Source organism: Actinopolyspora alba (genome assembly GCF_900112765.1).
Lineage (GTDB): Bacteria > Actinomycetota > Actinomycetes > Mycobacteriales > Pseudonocardiaceae > Actinopolyspora > Actinopolyspora alba.
Window position 1 is genome coordinate 27,541 of record NZ_FOMZ01000015.1, and the last position, 19,129, is coordinate 46,669.

Genomic DNA, 19,129 nt, shown 5'->3' on the forward strand with positions numbered 1-19,129 from the left:
CCTCGCCGTCCGCGCCGGACCGGTTCGCACGAGCGGCTCGGGGCCCTCGTGTGGAGCGGACCGGCCAAATTGTGGCAGACACGACGCTCCCCCGGGACGACACCGCTGGATGCACACCGGCCCGAAACGATCCCGATGCCCGGGTGTGACCACCCGTTGGTGGTGGTGGTCGCTGCCCATAGACTCGTTGTCACCTTTCGAAGCCTGTTCGGCGACCCGAGCGAATCGGTTCAGTGATCAGCGGGAGCGGGACGGTCGGCACCGTTCCCGCGCCCCTGATCGGTCCGTGCCGCGCGGGTGGCGTGCAGGCATTCGACTCGAACACGCGTGGTAGCCGGAAACGACCGGATACCCGAACGAACCGGACACGATCAGGGGGCCCGCGCATTGTCCACGATTTCCCGTGACGAGGTGGCTCACCTCGCCGGCCTCGCCCGGCTGGCCGTATCCGAGGATGAGCTCGACACGTTCGCAGGCCAGTTGGACGTGATCCTCGATTCGGTAGCCAGGGTCGGCGAAGTGGCCGCCGACGAAATACCGCCCACGTCCCACGCGGTACCGGTCACCAACGTTTTCCGAACGGACGAGGTGCGCGACGGGCTCTCCCGCGGGGAAGCACTCGCCGGGGCGCCCGCCACCGAGGAAAACAGGTTCCGAGTACCCAGGATTCTCAACGAGGAGGCGTGATGTCCTCGACCACATCAGTCCCGGACGGGCCTGGTTCGACCGAACTCACCGGTCTCGCCGCCTCCGAACTGGCCGCCAAGATCGCCGCGGGCGAGGTGTCCGCCGTCGAGGTCACCCGCGCGCACCTGGACCGTATCGAGGCGATCGAACCGGCGGTGCACGCCTTTCTGCACGTCGACCGCGAAGCGGCGCTGGACGCCGCCCGGCGGGCCGACGAGCAGCGTGCCAACGGCACCCCGGCCTCTCCGCTGGCCGGTGTGCCGCTGGCGCTGAAGGACGTGCTCACCACCACCGACATGCCGACCACCTGCGGCTCCAGGATGCTGGAGGGCTGGACACCGCCGTACGACTCGACCGTGGCGGCCAGGCTCCGCGACGCGGGTGTGGTCGTCCTCGGCAAGACCAACATGGACGAGTTCGCCATGGGGTCGTCGACCGAGAACTCCGCGTTCGGCCCGACCCGCAACCCGTGGGACACCGACCGGATCCCCGGTGGTTCCGGGGGAGGCTCCTCGGCCGCGCTGGCGGCGTTCGAGGCGCCGCTGGCGATCGGCACCGACACGGGGGGCTCCATCCGGCAGCCCGCCGCGGTCACCGGGACCGTGGGCGTCAAGCCCACCTACGGCGGGGTGTCCCGCTACGGCCTGGTCGCGTTCTCCTCCTCGCTGGACCAGGCGGGACCGTGCGGGCGTACGGTGCTGGACGCCGCGATGCTGCACGAGGTCATCGCCGGGCACGATCCGATGGACTCCACCTCGGTGAACGCGCCGGTTCCGAAGGTGACCGCGGCCGCACGGGAAGGAGCGGACGGAGATCTGCGCGGGGTGCGCGTGGGAGTCGTCCGCGAGTTCGGCGGCGAGGGCTACCAGCAGGGTGTGCGGGACTCGTTCCGCACCGCCGTGGACACGCTCACCTCGCTCGGTGCCGAGGTCGTCGAGGTCTCCTGCCCGCACTTCGAGTACGCCCTCGGGGCCTACTACCTGATCGCGCCCAGCGAGTGCTCCTCGAACCTCGCGCGGTTCGACGCGATGCGCTACGGGCTGCGGGTCGGCGACGACGGCACCCGCAGCACCGAGGAGGTCATGTCGCTGACTCGGGAGCAGGGCTTCGGTCCCGAGGTCAAGCGTCGTATCATGCTCGGCACCTACGCGCTCTCGTCCGGCTACTACGACGCCTACTACGGCCAGGCGCAGAAGGTTCGCACCCTGATCACCAGGGATTTCGAGGCGGCTTTCGGGCAGGTGGACGTGTTGGTCTCACCCACGACCCCCACCACCGCCTTCCGCATCGGGGAACGTGTCGACGACCCGATGGCCATGTACCGCGCGGACCTGTGCACCATTCCGAGCAATCTCGCCGGCAACGCCGCCATGAGCGTGCCGTCGGGGCTCTCCGCCGAGGACGGTATGCCCGTCGGTCTGCAGATCATGGCGCCCGCCATGGCCGATGACCGGCTCTACCGCGTGGGTGCCGCCTACGAGGCGGCACGCGACGCGGCTTCGGAAGTTTCCCTGCTCGACCGTGTTCCACGGTTGGAGGTCGCCTGATGAATCCCAAGTTGCGAGCCCTGCTCGCCGTCGGCGCGGAGCTGTCCCGCGGCATCGGTCTGCGTGGCAAGATCCGCCAGGCGCGCGAGGACAACGATCGACTGGTGATGGCGGACGCGATCGTCACCGTTCTCGGGTTGATCACCGGAGTGGCGTTGGCCGTTCGCGAGGTACGTAAGGCGGAACGGGAATGACAGCTGTCGCCGAGATCATGGACTACGACGAGGTTCTGCGACGTTTCGACCCGGTGCTCGGGCTCGAGGTGCACGTCGAGCTCTCCACGGCCACCAAGATGTTCTGCGGTTGCGCCAACGAGTTCGGCGCCGAGCCGAACACGCGGGTCTGCCCGGTGTGCCTGGGCATGCCGGGCGCGCTGCCGGTCGTCAACGGCTCGGCCGTGGAATCGGCCATCAGGATCGGTCTGGCCCTGGACTGCCAGGTGGCGGAGTGGTGCAGGTTCGCGCGGAAGAACTACTTCTATCCGGACATGCCCAAGAACTTCCAGACCTCGCAGTACGACGAGCCGATCGTGTTCGACGGTGGTCTCGACGTCGTGCTCGACGACGGTGAGACCTTCCGCGTGGGCATCGAACGGGCCCACATGGAGGAGGACACCGGCAAGTCGTCGCACGTCGGCGGTGCCTCCGGCAGGATCCACGGTGCCGAGCACTCGCTGCTGGACTACAACCGTGCGGGTGTGCCGCTCATCGAGATCGTCACCAAGCCGATCACCGGTGCCGGGGAACGTGCTCCCGAGATCGCTCGTGCCTACGTGACCGCGCTGCGGGATCTGCTGCGTTCGATGGGCGTTTCGGACGTTCGAATGGATCAGGGCTCGTTGCGTTGCGACGCCAACGTCTCGTTGACCCCGAAGGGGGAGAGCGGGTTCGGCACCCGCACCGAGACGAAGAACGTCAACTCGTTCCGCAGCATCGAGCGGGCGGTGCGTTTCGAGATGCGCAGGCAGGCGTCCCTGCTGGAGAACGGTTCCGAGATCGTTCAGGAGACCAGGCACTTCGACGAGTCCACCGGTGAGACCTCATCGGGGAGGCGCAAGGAGGAGGCCGAGGACTACCGCTACTTCCCCGAACCCGATCTCGTTCCGATCGCCCCCTCGCGGGAGTGGGTGGAGCAGCTGCGCGGCACGCTTCCCGAGATGCCCTGGGAACGGCGCAGGCGGGTCCAGGAGCAGTGGGGCCTGTCTGACGAGGAGCTGCGCGATCTGGTCAACGCCTCGGCGCTGGACCTCGTCGCGGCCACCGTGGACGCCGGTGCCTCGCCCTCGGAGGCGCGCTCGTGGTGGGTCGCCTACCTGAGCCAGCGCGCCAACGAGCGCGGCGTGGAGCTCGCGGAGCTCTCGGTCACACCAGCCCAGGTGGCCCGGGTGATCGAGCTGGTCGGTGAGGGCAAGCTCACGCACAAACTGGCCCGTCAGGTGATCGACGGGGTGCTCGAGGACCGGGGCGAGCCGGACGAGGTGATCGCCGCCGACGGCATCGAGGTCGTCTCCGACGACTCCTCGTTGCAGGCCGCGGTGGACGAGGCCTTGGCGGCCCAGCCCGACGCGGCGGAGAAGATCCGCGGCGGCAAGGTGCAGGCCGCGGGCGCGATCGTGGGGGCCGTCATGAAGGCCACCCAGGGACAGGCGGACGCCAAGCGGGTCCGCGAACTGGTGCTGGCCGCCTGCGGCCAGCAGTGAGGACCGGGCCGGTGTGACGCGCACACCGGCGTGACCGTCTCCCCGAGCCACGTGCGGTGGCGCGGGGAGACGGTCACTCCTTGCCCGCTGTCCCCCCGTTGGGCGGTTCGATGCGGATCACCCTGTCGTCGCTGGAGACGGGATCACCGCCCGCCTTGTTCGCGGTGCCGAGCCACAGCAGCCCGTTCGGTCCGCTGCTGGCCGCGCGCAGCCGACCGTAGGTGTCCTCCAGTGCTCGTTCCGGTTCGCCGGTGAACGTTCCCTCCGGCCCGGGACGCATGGTGTAGACGGCCGAGGCGTCGGTCAGTGCCACCACGATCAGCCCACCGCCGGCGGCGCAGCCCGCCACGCCGGGGCTCGTCCGCCAGGACCACTTGGGGCCGCTCAGTTCCTCGTCGGGTGAGCCGCGCAGCAGCACGTCCCGCTCGGCACGCCGATCCGTCACCCAGAAAGTGGAACTGTTCGGTGGGCTGCACACGCCGCCGGGCGAACTCAGCCCTTCCGCGATCACCGGTGAACCCGGATCGGGGTTGTCCTGGGCGGGATCGCCGAAAGTGTCGATCCGCAGCACCTTGCCGGTCAGCACGGAGCGTTCGTCCGTCTTGTCCGGGGACCCCGCGTTGCCCGTGGCGACGAGCAGCGCGTCCGAGCCGCTCGTCGTGATGGCGCCCGCGTTGCCGCTGGGGCCGCGCGGAATACCGGTCAGGATGGGTTCCGGAGGATCATCCGGCGCGATGCGGATCACCCGGTTGTCGGTGGGGGTGGTGACATAGGCGTAGGCGAGGCCGTCCTCGGCATAGCTCGGCGAGAGAGTCAGGCCGGTGAGTCCGCCATCGCCGGTGGCGTCGACGTCGACACTGGCCAGCTGCCGAGGGTCGGAGTCCCGTTCGACCAGCATGATCCTGCCCGTCTTGCGCTCACCGACGAGAGCACCCCGGCCACCGGGCAGTACGGCCACGTCTCCCACCGCCCCGAGACAGGTAGCCACGACGGCGGGGTCGGGGTCGTCGCAGCCGTCCGGCTCGGCCTGTTCGGAGGGCGAGCTCTCGGTGTCCTCCGCTCCGGGAGGTTGTTGAGGTCCTTCGGCGCGCGGTTGTGGACCGGCCTGCGGCCGCAACGAGGGCTGTTCCCGCCACTGCTTCGGGTGCTGGTCGGGGAACTCCGCACAACCACCGGTCAGGACGGCTGCGACCAACGCCGTCCCGACCGCCGCGTATCGGCGCGGCGCACGGAAGCGCTGGTGTCGGTCGCCGGTTCGGACTGCCACGGTCGCAGACCATATCGCGTCACCGGTTAACCCGGAGTGAGTGCCGCGAGCACTCCCTGCGCTCCCGCCGTCGATTTTTCCGAAAAGCTCGCACATTTCGTGGAGAATGTCCTAGCCTTTCGCCGTGCGAATCCACGATGACCGCCCCGATTCCGCGGGCGGGTATCCCGATGATCAGTATCACCGTGATGTCCGGGAACCGCAGGGTGGCTGGACCGTTCCGGAGCGGGAACAGGTCTCGACACGCACGTACGGCAGTTCCACCGGTACCGGATCCGTCGAACTCGACTACTACGACGACGATGCCTACACCGACGTGGGAGACCCCGCCTCGCAGCGCGACCTCGACCTCTACGACGAGTTCGCCGACTCGGTGAACCGGCGTCGCTGGAACGGCGGTGCGGACTTCGCGCTGCTGGTGTTGCGATTGGCGCTGGGGGTCGTGTTCATCAGCCGCGGCGCGCGGAAACTCTTCGGCGTGCTCGGTGGGCGGGGTCCGGAGGGAACCGCGGACATGCTGGCCGGCATGGGCTTCCGAGAACCGCAACTGCTCGCCACCGTCACGGGTGGGGTGGAGTTCGGCGCGGGGATCCTGCTGCTGCTCGGGCTGTTCACACCGCTGGCCGCGGCGGGGTTGCTCGGTGTGATGCTCAACGTGGTGGTCGTCCAGCGTTCCAGCGGGTTCTTCCTGGAAAACGGCGGTGTCGAGTATCCGGCGTTGCTCGGTGTCGTGGCCCTGGCGCTGCTGTTCGCGGGGCCTGGACGAGTGGCGGCGGACAACGGACGCTTCTGGTTCCGACGTCCGGTCGCCAGTGGTTTCGTGGGACTGCTGCTGGCGGTGGCGGCCGCCGCGGTGGTGTTCTTCGTGTTCCGGTGAACCCTGGTCGGCGGGGCCGGAACCCCGCCGCCCACGTCCGGTTCAGCCGCCGACGCTCCGAACGGCTCCGTAGGAGGCGGAGGTGGCCAGGCTCGCGTAGGCACGCAGCGCCGTACTGACCCGGCGCTGTCGGTCCACCGGTTGCCAGGGGTGTTCGGAGCTTTCCATCTTGGCCCGGCGCTCGGCCAGGGTGCGCTCGTCCACCAGCAGTTCGAGTTTCCGCTCGCCCACGTCGATGCGGATCTCGTCACCGTCCTGGACCAGCCCGATCGTGCCGCCGTTGCCCGCTTCCGGGGAGATGTGCCCGATGGACAGGCCCGAGGTCCCCCCGGAGAACCTCCCGTCCGTGATCAGTGCGCACTCGCGGTCCATCCGGGCGCCCTTGAGAAAAGCGGTCGGGTGCAGCATTTCCTGCATACCGGGGCCACCCGACGGGCCCTCGTAGCGGATCACCAGCACGTCGCCCGCTTCGATCTCCCTGTTCAGGATCGCCGAGACGGCCTGCTCCTGGCTCTCCAGAACCCGGGCTGTCCCCTGGAAGACCCAGAGTTCCTCGTCGACACCGGCCGTTTTGACCACCGCACCGTCCTCGGCCAGATTGCCCCGCAGCACGGCCAGCCCGCCGTCGGCGGTATAGGCGTGCGCGACGTCGCGGATGCACCCCTCCACCGCGTCGGTGTCCAGCGCGGACCAGCGGTTGTCCGTGGAGAACGCCTCCGTGGTGCGGACTCCGCCGGGAGCGGCGTGGAAGAGCTCCGAGGCGTGCTCGGCGGGGCTCTCGCCGCGCACGTCCCACTCGGACAACCAGGACTGCAGGCTCGGGCTGTGCACCGAACGGACCTCCCGGTTGAACAGCCCGCCGCGGTCGAGCTCACCCAGGATCGCCGTGATGCCGCCCGCCCGGTGCACGTCCTCCATGTGGTAGTTGGAGTTCGGGCTGACCTTGGCCAGGCAGGGGACGTCGCGGCTGATCCGCTCGATGTCGGAGAGCGTGAAGTCGATCTCGCCCTCGCGTGCGGCGGCGAGGGTGTGCAGCACCGTGTTGGTCGAGCCGCCCATGGCCATGTCCAGTGCCAACGCGTTCTCGAACGCCCGCTCGTTCGCGATCGAACGCGGCAGCACGGATTCGTCGTCGTGCCGGTACCACCGCTCGGCGATCTCGACCACCGTGCGGCCCGCGCGCTCGAACAGGTCGCGCCTGAACCGGTGGGTGGCCAGCGTCGAACCGTTGCCGGGCAGCGCCAGCCCCAGCGCCTCGGTCAGGCAGTTCATCGAGTTGGCCGTGAACATGCCCGAGCAGGAACCGCAGGTGGGGCAGGCCGAGCGCTCCACCTCGCTCAGTCCTTCCTCGTCCACCCGCGAGTTCGCCGACGCGGCGATCGTGGTGATCAGGTCGGTCGGAGCGTGGGCGACACCGTCGACCACGACCGCCTTGCCCGCCTCCATCGGCCCGCCCGAGACGAAGACCGTGGGGATGTTCAGCCGCATGGCGGCGTTGAGCATCCCCGGGGTGATCTTGTCGCAGTTCGACAGGCAGACGAGCGCGTCCGCCTGGTGCCCGTTGACCATGTACTCCACCGAGTCCGCGATGATCTCGCGGGAAGGCAGTGAGTACAGCATTCCGCTGTGTCCCATGGCGATGCCGTCGTCGATCGCGATGGTGTGGAACTCCCGGGGGACACCGCCCGCCTCGCGAACCGCTCCGGCGATCACCTCGCCCAGGTCGCGGAGGTGGACGTGGCCCGGTACGAACTGGGTGAAGGAGTTGGCGATCGCCACGATCGGTTTGCCGAAGTCGTTGTCGGTCATTCCGGTGGCACGCCACAGCGAGCGGGCGCCTGCGGCGTTTCGACCGTGTGTCGTCGTTCGGGAACGCAACTCGGGCATGATGGAAAGCTCTCACTTCGTGGGAATACCGCCGCGCGGGCGGACGCGGTCACGCCTTGTGGGCGCCGGGAGTTCGCGGTGAGCACGACACTACTCCGGTGTCGCTCGTGCTCGTGAGTGCCCTGGTGGTGTCCACACAGTGAGAGAGCCGCACGGCGTCAATCCGCGTCGGCGTCCTTGGGGCGGCTCGGGTCCTGTATCCGGCCGCGGCTCATCACGGCCAACCGGGGGACGTCCCGGACCCGGATCGCGGGCAGCCGAACCTCGCGGTCCGAAGTGGTCACCGCGCGCACCCAGTGCCGTTCGTCGAGTCGCAGCGCCCTGATGTCGGACCAGTCCATCCGGGTCCTTCCGGTGAGGGTCCGCGCCGTGATGCCGGACTCGTCGACGACGGTGCGCGTCCGGACCAACCAGACGATCAGGCCCAGCGGTATCAGGTACAGCACGGACAGCGGGGGCAACGACGCCGCGATCGGGCTGATGCAGAACGCGACCACGAGGATCACCAGCAGGCCCACCCGCGTGATCCGGAAAACCAGGCGGGAGGGCAGTTCGGGAGGCTCCGCCTGCTCGGAGTCGCCCTCCGGGGGGTGTTCCGGTTCCCGCTCGGTCGTGGCGTCCGGTGCCCCTGCCGTGGTCTCGCCGGTGTCCCCCGTCTCGGAGGTGGCCTCGTGTCCGGAGTCGGACTCGGTCCCGGACTCGTTCGCGGAGTCCGCTCGCTGCTCCTCCGTCCCGGTGGTTTCCGGCCGGGGCGGTTCCTCCCGTGCCTCCGGCTCGGAAGGTCGGTCGTTTTCCTGGGAGTCGTTCACCGTTCGATGGTCTCAGCTGCGCAGTTCGCCTTTCCGGGGAGTGGGTGCTACCGGGGGAGTCCTTCCGTCCGTGCGCCGGGACTGCCCGCTTCGTGCGCCCTGTCACCCGTTGGTGTCCACCATGCGGGAACTTCTTCCCGTAGGTTTGACTTGGCTGTCGTGCCGGGTCTAATGTTCGAGCCATGCAGCGCAGTAACGACATTCTCGTACTTCCCGGGCGCGTCGACGCCTGAGGAGTACGAAACGTCGACGCGCCAACCCTCGTTCGGCCCTGTGCCGGCGGGGGTTTTTTCGTGCCCGGCCCCATTCATCGACCACGAGGCAGAATCGATGACCAGCGCCAACACCAGGCAGAATCCGGCCCCGGAGGCATCACCGGGGCAGCGTCCGAAACCAGCTCCGCCCAACGGGGCGCCGGTAAGAGCCACCGGTGCGCAGTCCCTCGTCCGCTCGCTGGAAGCGGTGGGTTGCGAAGTGGTGTTCGGTATCCCGGGCGGTACGATCCTGCCCACTTACGATCCGCTGCTGGACTCGACGAAGGTTCGTCACGTACTGGTTCGGCACGAGCAGGCGGCCGGACACGCCGCTACCGGATACGCCCAGGCCACCGGCAAGACCGGGGTCTGCATGGCGACCTCCGGGCCCGGGGCGACCAACCTGGTCACCGCGCTGGCCGACGCGCACATGGACTCGGTGCCGCTGGTGGCGATCACCGGGCAGCAGTCCACCGGACAGATCGGTACCGACGCGTTCCAGGAAGCCGACATCTGCGGCATCACGCTGCCGGTCACCAAGCACAACTTCCTGGTCACCGATCCCGACGAGATCCCGCGGACCATCGCGGAGGCGTTCTACATCGCCTCCAGCGGCCGTCCCGGCCCCGTCGTGGTCGACGTCCCCAAGGACGTGCAACAACTCGCCACCTCCTTCGCCTGGCCCCCCGAACAGCGGCTGCCCGGTTACCGCCCGGTCGGTAAACCGCACGGCAAGCAGGTCAGGGAAGCGGCCCGGCTGATGGCCTCGGCGCAGCGGCCGGTGCTGTACGTGGGGGGCGGTGTGGTCAAGGCCGACGCCGCCGAGGAGTTGACCAAGCTCGCCGAGCGCACCGGCATTCCGGTGGTGACCACACTGATGGCGCGCGGGGTCTTCCCGGACACGCACCCGTTGCACCTCGGCATGCCCGGCATGCACGGCACCGTCTCGGCGGTCGCCGCGATGCAGCGTTCCGACCTGCTGCTCGCGCTGGGAACCCGGTTCGACGACAGGGTGACCGGTCGGCTGTCGGATTTCGCTCCGGAGGCCAAGGTCGTGCACGCCGACATCGATCCGGCGGAGATCTCCAAGAACCGGGTCGCCGACGTGCCCATCGTCGGGGACTGCAAGGAGGTCATCTCCGAACTCATCGACGCCGTGGACACCGCCGAAGCGGAGCACGGCGCCCCGGACCTCGCGCAGTGGTGGAGCCAGCTCGGCGACTGGCGGGACCGCTTCCCGCTGGGCTACGACTGGCCGGAGGACGGCACGCTGTCGCCGGAGTACGTGATCGAACGCATCGGTGCTCTGGCGGGTCCCGAGGCCGTCTACACCGCGGGGGTGGGACAGCACCAGATGTGGGCCGCCCAGTTCATCGGCTACCAGCGGCCCCGCAGCTGGCTCAACTCCGGCGGTCTGGGAACGATGGGCTACGCGGTGCCCGCTGCCATGGGCGCGAAGGCCGGTAGCCCCGGTCGGCAGGTGTGGGCCATCGACGGCGACGGCTGTTTCCAGATGACCAACCAGGAACTGGCCACCTGCGCCATCGAACAGTTGCCGATCAAGGTCGCCGTCATCAACAACGGCAATCTCGGTATGGTTCGGCAGTGGCAGAACCTGTTCTACGCCGAGCGCTACTCACACAGTGACCTCGGCACCCACAACCACCGGATTCCCGATTTCGCGATGCTGGCCGAGGCGCTCGGCGGTGTGGGAATGCGGTGTGAGGCCGCCTCCGACGTGGACAGCGTCATCGAGCGGGCCATGGCCGTCGACGACCGACCCGTGGTCATCGACTTCGTTGTGGGCAAGGACGCCCAGGTCTGGCCGATGGTCGCGTCCGGCACCGGCAACGACGAGATCATGGCCGCTCGCGGAATCCGCCCACTGTTCGACGACGAGGGGTGAACACACCGATGAGTCGACACACACTCAGCGTGCTGGTGGAAAACGTCCCCGGTGTGCTCTCCCGAGTCTCCGGACTGTTCTCCCGGCGCAGCTTCAACATCGAATCCCTGGCCGTCGGCCCCACCGAGCACCCGGAGATCTCCCGGATGACCATCGTGGTCTCGGTGGAGGAGCAACCGCTGGAACAGGTCACCAAGCAGCTCAACAAGCTGATCAACGTCATCAAGATCGTCGAGTTGGAGCCCGAGTCCTCGGTGCAGCGCGAACTGCTGCTGGTCAAGGTGCGGGCCGATGCCTCGGTGCGCAGTCAGGTCCTGGAGACCGTGCAGTTGTTCCGGGCCAAGGTCGTCGACGCCTCCCCGGAGGCGCTGACCATCGAGGCCACCGGGGACACCGACAAACTCGACGCCCTGCTGCGCATGCTCGAGCCCTACGGCGTCCGCGAGATGGTCCAGTCCGGCATGGTCGCCATCGGTAGGGGAGCGCGCTCCATCACGGCAACCGCGGTGCGTTGACCCGCGTACGGCGCGGATTCGCTACAGAAAGGAACACTAACGGTAATGGCAACTGAGATCTTCTACGAGGCGGATGCCGACCTCGGCCGGGTGCAGTCGCGCAAGGTCGCCATCATCGGCTACGGCAGCCAGGGGCACGCGCACGCGCTCAGCCTGCGGGACAGCGGTGTCGACGTCCGGATCGGCCTGCCGGAGAACTCCAAGTCGCGCGAGAAGGTCGCCGAGGAGGGGCTGCGGGTGGTCACTCCCTCGGAGGCGGCCGCCGAGGCGGATCTGATCATGATCCTCGCGCCGGACACCAAGCAGCGTCGGATCTACGCCGACGACATCGCGCCCAATCTCAACAGCGGAGACGCGCTGTTCTTCGGACACGGGTTCAACATCCGCTACGGGCTGATCCAGCCGCCCTCCGACGTGGATGTCGCCATGGTCGCCCCCAAGGGACCCGGCCACCTGGTGCGCCGTCAGTTCGTGGACGGCAAGGGAGTGCCGTGCCTGATCGCGGTGGAGCAGGACCCCAGCGGCGGGGCGCAGCAGCTGGCACTCGCCTACGCCGCCGGTATCGGCGGCGCGCGCGCCGGGGTCATCAGGACCACCTTCACCGAGGAGACCGAGACCGACCTCTTCGGTGAGCAGGCCGTGCTCTGCGGTGGAACGAGCGCGCTGGTGCAGTCCGGTTTCGAGGTTCTGGTCGAGGCCGGTTACCAGCCGGAGATCGCCTACTTCGAGGTGCTGCACGAGCTGAAGCTGATCGTGGACCTGATGTGGGAGGGCGGTATCGCCGGGCAGCGGTACTCCTGCAGTGACACCGCCGAGTACGGTGACCTCACCCGCGGTCCCCGGGTCATCGACGAGCACGTCAAGGACTCGATGCGGCAGGTCCTCGCCGAGATCCGGGACGGCTCCTTCGCGAAGGAGTGGGTGGCCGAGGACGAAGCGGGCAGGCCCGAGTTCAACAAGCTGCAGGCAGCGGGCAACGAGCACCAGATCGAAGAGGTCGGCAAGCGGCTTCGCTCCCTGATGTCCTGGACCAAGGGCTGACCACCCACCCGATGCCGGCCCCTCGCGGCCAGAGCCTGCGGGAGGTCCAGAGCCTGCGGGAGGTTCCGCCGAGCGAGTAGCTCGACAAACCCGACCGGAGACCCCGCCGAGGGGCCGTTCGGGCGATTCGCCGCCTCGTGGGGCGGCCCCGAAGTGACTCGGGGCCGCCCCACGGTTTTTTCGGAGGGATCCCGGGCGTCACGGGGGACTCGCGCGGCGCGCTAATATCCACACCGTGAGTGAGGAAACGCAACCGGTCGACGACAAAGCCCACATCAGGGACGAGCTCGACTTCACCAACGCCGAGTGGATCACCAGTACCGACGACGATGACGAACCGGGCGTGGAGATCGCCTTCGTGGACGGTTACATCGGCATGCGCAACGGAGCCGATCCGGAGGGGCCCGTGCTGGTGTTCACCCCGGAGGAGTGGGACGCCTTCGTGGCGGGCGCCAAGGACGGCGAGTTCGACGAACCGTGAGCCGCCGGCTCGCTCCGCCGCGAGGCGGGTGAACTCCCGAACCGTCCACGGAGCCCGTGTGCGGCTGTTTCGGTCTTGTTTCCGCTACACGGTCGTGTTGGGATGCCGTAGCGTTACGGTGATACGTCCAACACTTGTGTGAACGGATTCTCATATCAGCGTTAAACTGCTGCACCAGCCCGGCACAATGGCGTGCCTTGCTTCGACCCTGATCTCTGTTACTGGAGCGCGCCCGTGACCAACGCAAGCCGTCCTGTCGTCCTGATCGCCGAGAAGCTGGCCCCTTCGGTGCTGGAAGCATTCGGAGACGAGGTCGAGATCCGTCACGTCGACGGCACCGACCGCCCGGCACTGCTCGAAGCCGTTGCCGACGCCGACGCGCTGCTGGTCCGTTCGGCGACGAAAGTCGATGCCGAGGTCTACTCGGCCAGCACGCGGCTGAAGGTCGTCGCCCGTGCGGGGGTGGGACTGGACAACGTCGAGGTTCCCGCCGCCACCGAACGCGGCATCATGGTCGTCAACGCCCCCACCTCCAACATCGTCTCGGCCGCCGAGCACGCGATCGCGCTGCTGCTGGCGGTCTCCCGCAACGTGGCCGTGGCCGATGCCAGCCTGCGTGCCGGTGAGTGGAAGCGCAGTGCGCTCAGCGGCGTGGAGATCAACGACAAGACCGTCGGTGTCATCGGTCTCGGCAAGATCGGCCAGCTCGTCGCGCAGCGGCTGGAGGCCTTCGGCGCCAAGCTGATCGCCTACGATCCCTACGTCTCGGCCGCGCGTGCCGCCCAGCTCGGCATCGAGCTGGTCAGCCTCGAGGAGCTGCTGCAGCGCGCCGACGCCATGTCGATCCACCTGCCGAAGACCGCCGAGACGCTCGGCCTCATCGGTGCGGAGGAACTCAAGAAGACCAAGCAGGGCGCGATCATCGTCAACGCCTCGCGCGGTGGGCTCATCGACGAGGACGCGCTCGCCGAGTCCCTGCGCAGCGGACACCTCGGTGGTGCGGGTATCGACGTCTACAGCACCGAGCCCACGACCTCCAGCCCGCTGTTCGAGCTGTCCAACGTGGTCGCGACCCCGCACCTGGGTGCTTCCACCGCCGAGGCCCAGGACCGTGCCGGTACTGACGTGGCCCATTCCACGCTGCAGGCGCTGCGTGGTGACTTCGTTCCCGACGCGGTCAACGTGCAGGGCGGTGCCGTCGGCGAGGAGGTCCGTCCCTACCTGCCGCTGACCCAGAAGCTGGGATCGTTGCTGGCCGCTGTGCTCGGCAGCACGCCGACCTCCGTCACGGTCGAGGCCAGGGGCGAGCTCGCCGACGAGGACGTCTCCGTGCTGCCGCTGGCCGCGCTGCGCGGTGTCTTCTCCGGTGCGGTGGAGAGTCAGGTCACCTTCGTCAACGCCCCGCAACTCGCCGAGGACCTCGGGGTGGACATCGACGTCAAGACCGCTCCGGAGAGCGCGAGCCACCGCAGCGTGGTCTCGGTGCGCGCCGTGCTGTCCGACGGCCGTACGGGCGTCGTCTCGGGTGCTCTGGACGGTCCGAACCAGGTGGAGAAGCTCGTCGAGGTCAACGGCAGGCACTTCGACCTGCGTGCCGAGGGCAGCGTCCTGCTGCTGGAGTACCCGGACCGCCCCGGTGTCATGGGCAAGGTCGGGACGCTGCTCGGCGAGGTCGGGACGAACATCGAGGCCGCGCAGATCAGCCAGACCTCGGACGGTTCGGACGCGATCATGCTGCTGCGCGTGGACCGTCCGGTCGACGCTGGTGTGCTCGAGCCGATCGGTGCCGCCGTCGGAGCCAAGACCGTGCGTACCGTCAGTTTCGAGTGAGCCGATTCAGCGGTCCCGCTCGGACCGCGTATCACCCGGGGCCCGTACCGGATCACCTCGTGTGACCGGTGGGTACTTCCGCCGGATCCTTCGGGGGTCGCCGCTGCACGCGGCGGCCCCCGTTTCTCGTTCTCCGGGGTGCTGAAGCTGTCCGCGCGGAGCGCGGACAGCCGCCCGGAACGAGTTCTCGGCACGGTGTCCGAAGGGTGTACCCGCTGTTCAGCGGCACGTTTTCGACCTCCGAACACCCCCTGTGCGGGTGACATTCCCCCGATCGGGTGTCCCACTGTTCGGGAGGTGACGTCCAGTATTGGGGTCCGGCGTGCCTGAGCGACATCGAAGCACGGTAGCCTGCGGCACAACGTTTCAGCCCCAAATTGGGGGTAGGACTCGGGAGGTGTGCATGCGGCTCGCTGTGATCCCAGGTGACGGGATCGGGCCGGAAGTGGTGGCCGAGGCGCTGAAGGTGCTCGGGGAAGTGGTCCCCGAAACCGAGATCACTCGCTACGATCTGGGCGCCGCTCGCTGGCACAACACCGGGGAGCTACTTCCGGAGTCCGTGTTGGGTGAGTTGCGCGAGCACGACGGGATTCTGCTCGGTGCGGTGGGTGATCCGTCGGTGCCGAGCGGGATTCTGGAACGCGGATTGCTGTTGCGGCTGCGTTTCGAACTCGACCACCACGTGAATCTGCGTCCGGCGCGGCTTTATCCGGGAGTGCAGAGTCCGATCGCCGATCCCGGTGAGGTCGACATGGTCGTCGTCCGGGAAGGCACCGAAGGCCCCTACGCGGGCAACGGGGGGCTGCTCCGCAAGGACACGCCACAGGAAGTGGCGACCGAGGTGAGTCTCAACACCGCCTTCGGCGTGGAGCGTGTGGTCCGCGACGCGTTCGCGAGGGCCGCCGCGCGTCCGCGCAAGCATCTGACCCTGGTGCACAAGACCAACGTGCTCAGCCACGCCGGATCACTGTGGTCCCGAGTGGTCGAGGAGCTGTCGTTGCAGTACTCGGACGTCACGGTGAACTACGAGCACGTCGACGCCACCACGATCCATCTGGTACAGGATCCCGCCCGGTTCGACGTGATCGTCACCGACAACCTCTTCGGTGACATCATCACCGATCTGGCCGGTGCGGTGACCGGCGGTATCGGCAGGGCCGCCAGCGGGAACATCGACGCCACGCGGCGCAATCCGAGCATGTTCGAACCGGTGCACGGCAGTGCGCCCGACATCGCCGGTCAGGCCATCGCGGACCCCACGGCGGCGGTGCTGTCCGTCGCGCTGCTGCTCGACCACGTCGGTTACGCCGAGGCGGCGAGGAGGGTGCAGGCCTCGGTCGCCTTCGATCTGGCCACGCGCGATCACTCCGCACCGGGGGCCACGCACGCCATCGGTGATCGGCTCGCCGCGCTGGTTTCGGCGCGGGAAGTCGTGCAGCAGGTGTGATTCCCCGCCGCGTCCGGCCGGATCGGCCGCGTCGCTGACGGGGCGTGGCACGGACACCCCGGTTGTCCGTATCGTGGGAAGAAAGGCCCACTGCTTGGAGCGTGTCCGCGATGTGCGAGCATTGCGGCATGCTCCAGTACACGACGGGCATTATTGGCAAGCGCGCCGGGTGACTCGACTCCGCGGACCCGGCGCGCAGACCTCTCGCATTCGCGGGGGGTCTTTTTTGTGTCCACGACAGCCACAACGGGCCGTTCCAGCCCCGACCGGCCCGATCATCACCGCCCTTCTGGAGGGACAGTGACCCGTACCAGCCCGGCAGGGACCCCACAGGCGGACACGTTTCACGTCTACGACACGACGCTTCGCGACGGCGCGCAGCGCGAAGGCATCTCCTACTCGGTGGCCGACAAGCTCGCGGTCGCCCGCATCCTGGACAGTCTCGGCGTGGGCTTCATCGAAGGCGGTTGGCCCGGTGCGTTGCCGAAGGACACCGAGTTCTTTCGCCGGGCCACCGCCGGCGAGCTCGACCTTCGGCACGCCGTGCTCACCGCGTTCGGCTCCACACGCCGCCCCGGTGTTCCCGTACAGCAGGACGACCAGGTGGCCGCGCTGCTCGAATCGGGCGCTCCCGCGGTCACGTTGGTCGCCAAGTCCGACAGCAGGCACATCGAACGCGCGTTGCGTACCGACGTGGCCGAGAACGGTGCCATGATCGCCGACACGGTCCGGTACCTGACCGAGCACGACAGACGCGTGTTCCTGGACGCCGAGCACTTCTTCGACGGGTACGCCCACGATCCGGACACCGCCCTGCGGATGCTCGACGCGGCCGTGCACGCGGGGGCCGATCTGGTGTGCCTGTGCGACACCAACGGTGGACAGCTGCCGACAGCGCTGGCCGAAACGGTGGAGGAGATCGGCCGTCGTACCGGTTTCCGGTTGGGCATCCACTGCCAGGACGACACCGGCTGCGCCGTCGCCAACACGCTCGCCGCGGTGCAGGCGGGGGTTACGCACGTGCAGTGCACCGCCAACGGTTACGGAGAGCGGGCCGGCAACGCCGACCTGTTCCCCGTCATCGGCAATCTGGAGACGAAACTGGGACTGCCCGTGCTGCCCGAGGGCAACCTGTCCGAGCTCAGCCGGGTCTCGCACGCGCTCGCCGAGATCGCCAACATCGCGCCGGACACCCACCAGGCGTACGTGGGAGGCTCCACCTTCGCCCACAAGGCCGGGCTGCACGCCAGCGCGATCAAAGTGGACCCCGAACTGTACAACCACATCGACCCCGAGCGCGTCGGCAACGGAATGCGCGTGCTCGTCACCGAGATGTCCGGGCGCGCCAGCCTGGAGCTCAAGGCAGCCGAACTGGGACTGGACCTGAGCGCGGCTCCGGACGCCATCACCGGCGCGGTGCGGCGGGTCAAGGAACTGGAAGCACGAGGGTGGTCCTTCGAAGGGGCCGACGCCTCGCTGGAGCTGCTGCTGCGTCGTGAGATGGAGCTGGCCGACGGCACCGCGGCGGAAGCGGACGTCGACGCCTCGGAAGACGTGTCGTTCGGCGCTCCCTTCGAACTGGAGTCCTACCGGGTCTCGCTCGACCACCGTCCCGACGGCCAGGTGGTCTCGGAGGCGACGGTCAAGTTGCACGTGCTGCGGGAACGCGTCATCGCCACCGCCGAGGGAAACGGTCCCGTCAACGCGCTGGACGCCGCGCTGCGCAAGGCACTGGTGCCTCGACTGCCGTGGTTGGACGAGGTCGAGCTGGTGGACTACAAGGTGCGGATTCTCACCGACGCCTCCGGCACCGATGCCGTCACCAGGGTGCTCGTCGAGTCGCGGGACGAACACCGCGAGTGGAGCACCGTGGGCGTGCACGGCAACATCGTGGAAGCGAGCTGGTACGCGCTGTGCGACGCGTTCGCCCACAAGGCGATCCACCGGCGTGAGGCGGCGGAGGTCGGTACCCCCAACACGAGGTGACCAGGAACTGGGGCGTAGTCCCCCCGCACGTAAGCTGTTCGGCGGACAGTTGATGACGGAGGTTTCGTTTGCGCCTGGCACGTGTTGCTCAGCCCGAAGGGGTCTCGTTCGTGGCATTGGAGCCGGACCCCAAATCCCCCGGTGAGAAGGTGCTCGCCGTCGAGATCGACCAGCATCCGTTCGGGGAGCCGACGTTCACCGGTCGTAAGTGGCCGATGGCCGATGTGCGGCTGTTGGCGCCCATCCTGCCGACCAAGGTGATCTGCGTGGGTAAGAACTACGCCGAGCACGCGCGGGAGATGGGTGGAGAGGTGCCGGAGAATCCGGTGCTGTTCATGAAGCCTTCGACATCCGTGATCGGCCCGAGCGCCCCGATCAAGATGCCGCCGAACTCCGAACGGGTCGACTACGAGGGCGAGCTGGCCGCGGTGATCGGCCAGCCCTGCAAGGACGTGCCCGAGGCCAGGGGAACCGACGTGGTGCTCGGATACACGATCGCCAACGACGTCACGGCCAGGGACCAGCAACGGGCCGACGGGCAGTGGACCAGGGCGAAGGGCTACGACACCTTCTGCCCGCTGGGGCCGTGGATCGACACCACCGTTGACCCCTCCGACCTGGGGTTGCGCACCGAGCTCGACCGCGAGTTGTGCCAGGAGTCCCGCACCTCGCTGTTGACGCACGATGTGGCCGGGCTGATCTCGTTCGTCTCCCGGGTCATGACCCTGTTGCCCGGTGACGTGATCCTGACCGGAACGCCGTCCGGGGTGGGGCCGATGCGGGCCGGCCAGAAGGTCTCGGTTTCCATCGACGGCCTCGGCACACTCACCAACCCGGTGCAGCAGGCCTGACCCCCGCTGTCGAGCCGCGGCACGATCCGCGCGTTTCGGGCCGGT

General features: G+C 68.4%; 16 protein-coding genes. 13 read left to right on the forward strand and 3 right to left on the reverse strand.

Features of this window, described 5'->3' with window-relative positions:
* Positions 1-387: 387 nt before the first annotated feature.
* Genes gatC through gatB form a run of 4 tightly spaced genes read left to right on the forward strand, consistent with a single transcriptional unit; the run spans position 388 to position 3,933 of the window.
* Positions 388-687, forward strand: coding sequence for an Asp-tRNA(Asn)/Glu-tRNA(Gln) amidotransferase subunit GatC (gene gatC / locus BM150_RS20055; RefSeq protein WP_092929080.1), 300 nt, complete (start codon positions 388-390; stop codon positions 685-687).
* On the forward strand, positions 687-2,234 hold the full coding sequence (gene gatA / locus BM150_RS20060) for an Asp-tRNA(Asn)/Glu-tRNA(Gln) amidotransferase subunit GatA (protein WP_092928936.1): 1,548 nt from the start codon (positions 687-689) through the stop codon (positions 2,232-2,234). Before gatC ends, gatA begins: the two co-directional genes overlap by 1 nt.
* Positions 2,234-2,428: a hypothetical protein gene (locus tag BM150_RS20065; protein ID WP_092928938.1), complete on the forward strand. Its 195-nt coding sequence runs from the start codon at positions 2,234-2,236 to the stop codon at positions 2,426-2,428. The genes gatA and BM150_RS20065 overlap by 1 nt, the downstream gene beginning before the upstream one ends.
* Complete coding sequence (gene gatB, locus BM150_RS20070; RefSeq protein WP_092928940.1) at positions 2,425-3,933, forward strand: Asp-tRNA(Asn)/Glu-tRNA(Gln) amidotransferase subunit GatB; 1,509 nt, start codon at positions 2,425-2,427, stop codon at positions 3,931-3,933. Before BM150_RS20065 ends, gatB begins: the two co-directional genes overlap by 4 nt.
* 73 nt (positions 3,934-4,006) lie before the next feature.
* Here gatB and BM150_RS20075 read toward each other — a convergent pair whose 3' ends face one another.
* The gene (locus tag BM150_RS20075) at positions 4,007-5,200 is read right to left on the reverse strand and encodes a PQQ-dependent sugar dehydrogenase (protein ID WP_245755633.1); all 1,194 of its coding nucleotides are present in this window, start codon (positions 5,198-5,200) and stop codon (positions 4,007-4,009) included.
* Positions 5,201-5,324: 124 nt separating this feature from the next.
* Between BM150_RS20075 and BM150_RS20080 the strand changes: the two genes are divergently transcribed.
* Positions 5,325-6,077, forward strand: a complete 753-nt coding sequence (locus BM150_RS20080) for a DoxX family protein (protein ID WP_092928944.1) — start codon at positions 5,325-5,327, stop codon at positions 6,075-6,077.
* Between the two features lie 42 nt (positions 6,078-6,119).
* Here BM150_RS20080 and ilvD read toward each other — a convergent pair whose 3' ends face one another.
* Together ilvD and BM150_RS20090 are read right to left on the reverse strand one after the other, a co-directional pair.
* The gene (gene ilvD / locus BM150_RS20085) at positions 6,120-7,964 is read right to left on the reverse strand and encodes a dihydroxy-acid dehydratase (protein WP_092928946.1); all 1,845 of its coding nucleotides are present in this window, start codon (positions 7,962-7,964) and stop codon (positions 6,120-6,122) included.
* Positions 7,965-8,122: 158 nt separating this feature from the next.
* Complete coding sequence (locus BM150_RS20090) at positions 8,123-8,773, reverse strand: PH domain-containing protein (RefSeq protein ID WP_092928948.1); 651 nt, start codon at positions 8,771-8,773, stop codon at positions 8,123-8,125.
* A gap of 330 nt (positions 8,774-9,103) precedes the next feature.
* Between BM150_RS20090 and BM150_RS20095 the strand changes: the two genes are divergently transcribed.
* The 8 genes from BM150_RS20095 to BM150_RS20130 all read left to right on the forward strand — a co-directional run bounded on the left by BM150_RS20095 (position 9,104) and on the right by BM150_RS20130 (position 19,084).
* The gene (locus BM150_RS20095; protein ID WP_092928950.1) at positions 9,104-10,933 is read left to right on the forward strand and encodes an acetolactate synthase large subunit; all 1,830 of its coding nucleotides are present in this window, start codon (positions 9,104-9,106) and stop codon (positions 10,931-10,933) included.
* Between the two features lie 8 nt (positions 10,934-10,941).
* The gene (ilvN, locus tag BM150_RS20100; RefSeq protein ID WP_092632302.1) at positions 10,942-11,448 is read left to right on the forward strand and encodes an acetolactate synthase small subunit; all 507 of its coding nucleotides are present in this window, start codon (positions 10,942-10,944) and stop codon (positions 11,446-11,448) included.
* Between the two features lie 45 nt (positions 11,449-11,493).
* On the forward strand, positions 11,494-12,489 hold the full coding sequence (gene ilvC, locus BM150_RS20105; protein WP_092928952.1) for a ketol-acid reductoisomerase: 996 nt from the start codon (positions 11,494-11,496) through the stop codon (positions 12,487-12,489).
* Positions 12,490-12,724: 235 nt separating this feature from the next.
* The gene (locus BM150_RS20110; protein ID WP_092632193.1) at positions 12,725-12,970 is read left to right on the forward strand and encodes a DUF397 domain-containing protein; all 246 of its coding nucleotides are present in this window, start codon (positions 12,725-12,727) and stop codon (positions 12,968-12,970) included.
* Between the two features lie 234 nt (positions 12,971-13,204).
* Positions 13,205-14,800, forward strand: coding sequence for a phosphoglycerate dehydrogenase (gene serA / locus BM150_RS20115; RefSeq protein WP_092928954.1), 1,596 nt, complete (start codon positions 13,205-13,207; stop codon positions 14,798-14,800).
* 403 nt (positions 14,801-15,203) lie between these two features.
* Positions 15,204-16,247 carry a 3-isopropylmalate dehydrogenase gene (locus BM150_RS20120; RefSeq protein ID WP_092928956.1) on the forward strand — a complete coding sequence of 348 codons (1,044 nt, stop codon included), beginning with the start codon at positions 15,204-15,206 and terminating at the stop codon, positions 16,245-16,247.
* A gap of 300 nt (positions 16,248-16,547) precedes the next feature.
* On the forward strand, positions 16,548-18,233 hold the full coding sequence (gene cimA, locus BM150_RS20125; protein ID WP_092928958.1) for a citramalate synthase: 1,686 nt from the start codon (positions 16,548-16,550) through the stop codon (positions 18,231-18,233).
* Between the two features lie 68 nt (positions 18,234-18,301).
* Positions 18,302-19,084 (forward strand): fumarylacetoacetate hydrolase family protein, encoded by a 783-nt coding sequence (locus tag BM150_RS20130; RefSeq protein WP_092928960.1) that lies wholly within the window; start codon positions 18,302-18,304, stop codon positions 19,082-19,084.
* Positions 19,085-19,129 lie beyond the last annotated feature (45 nt).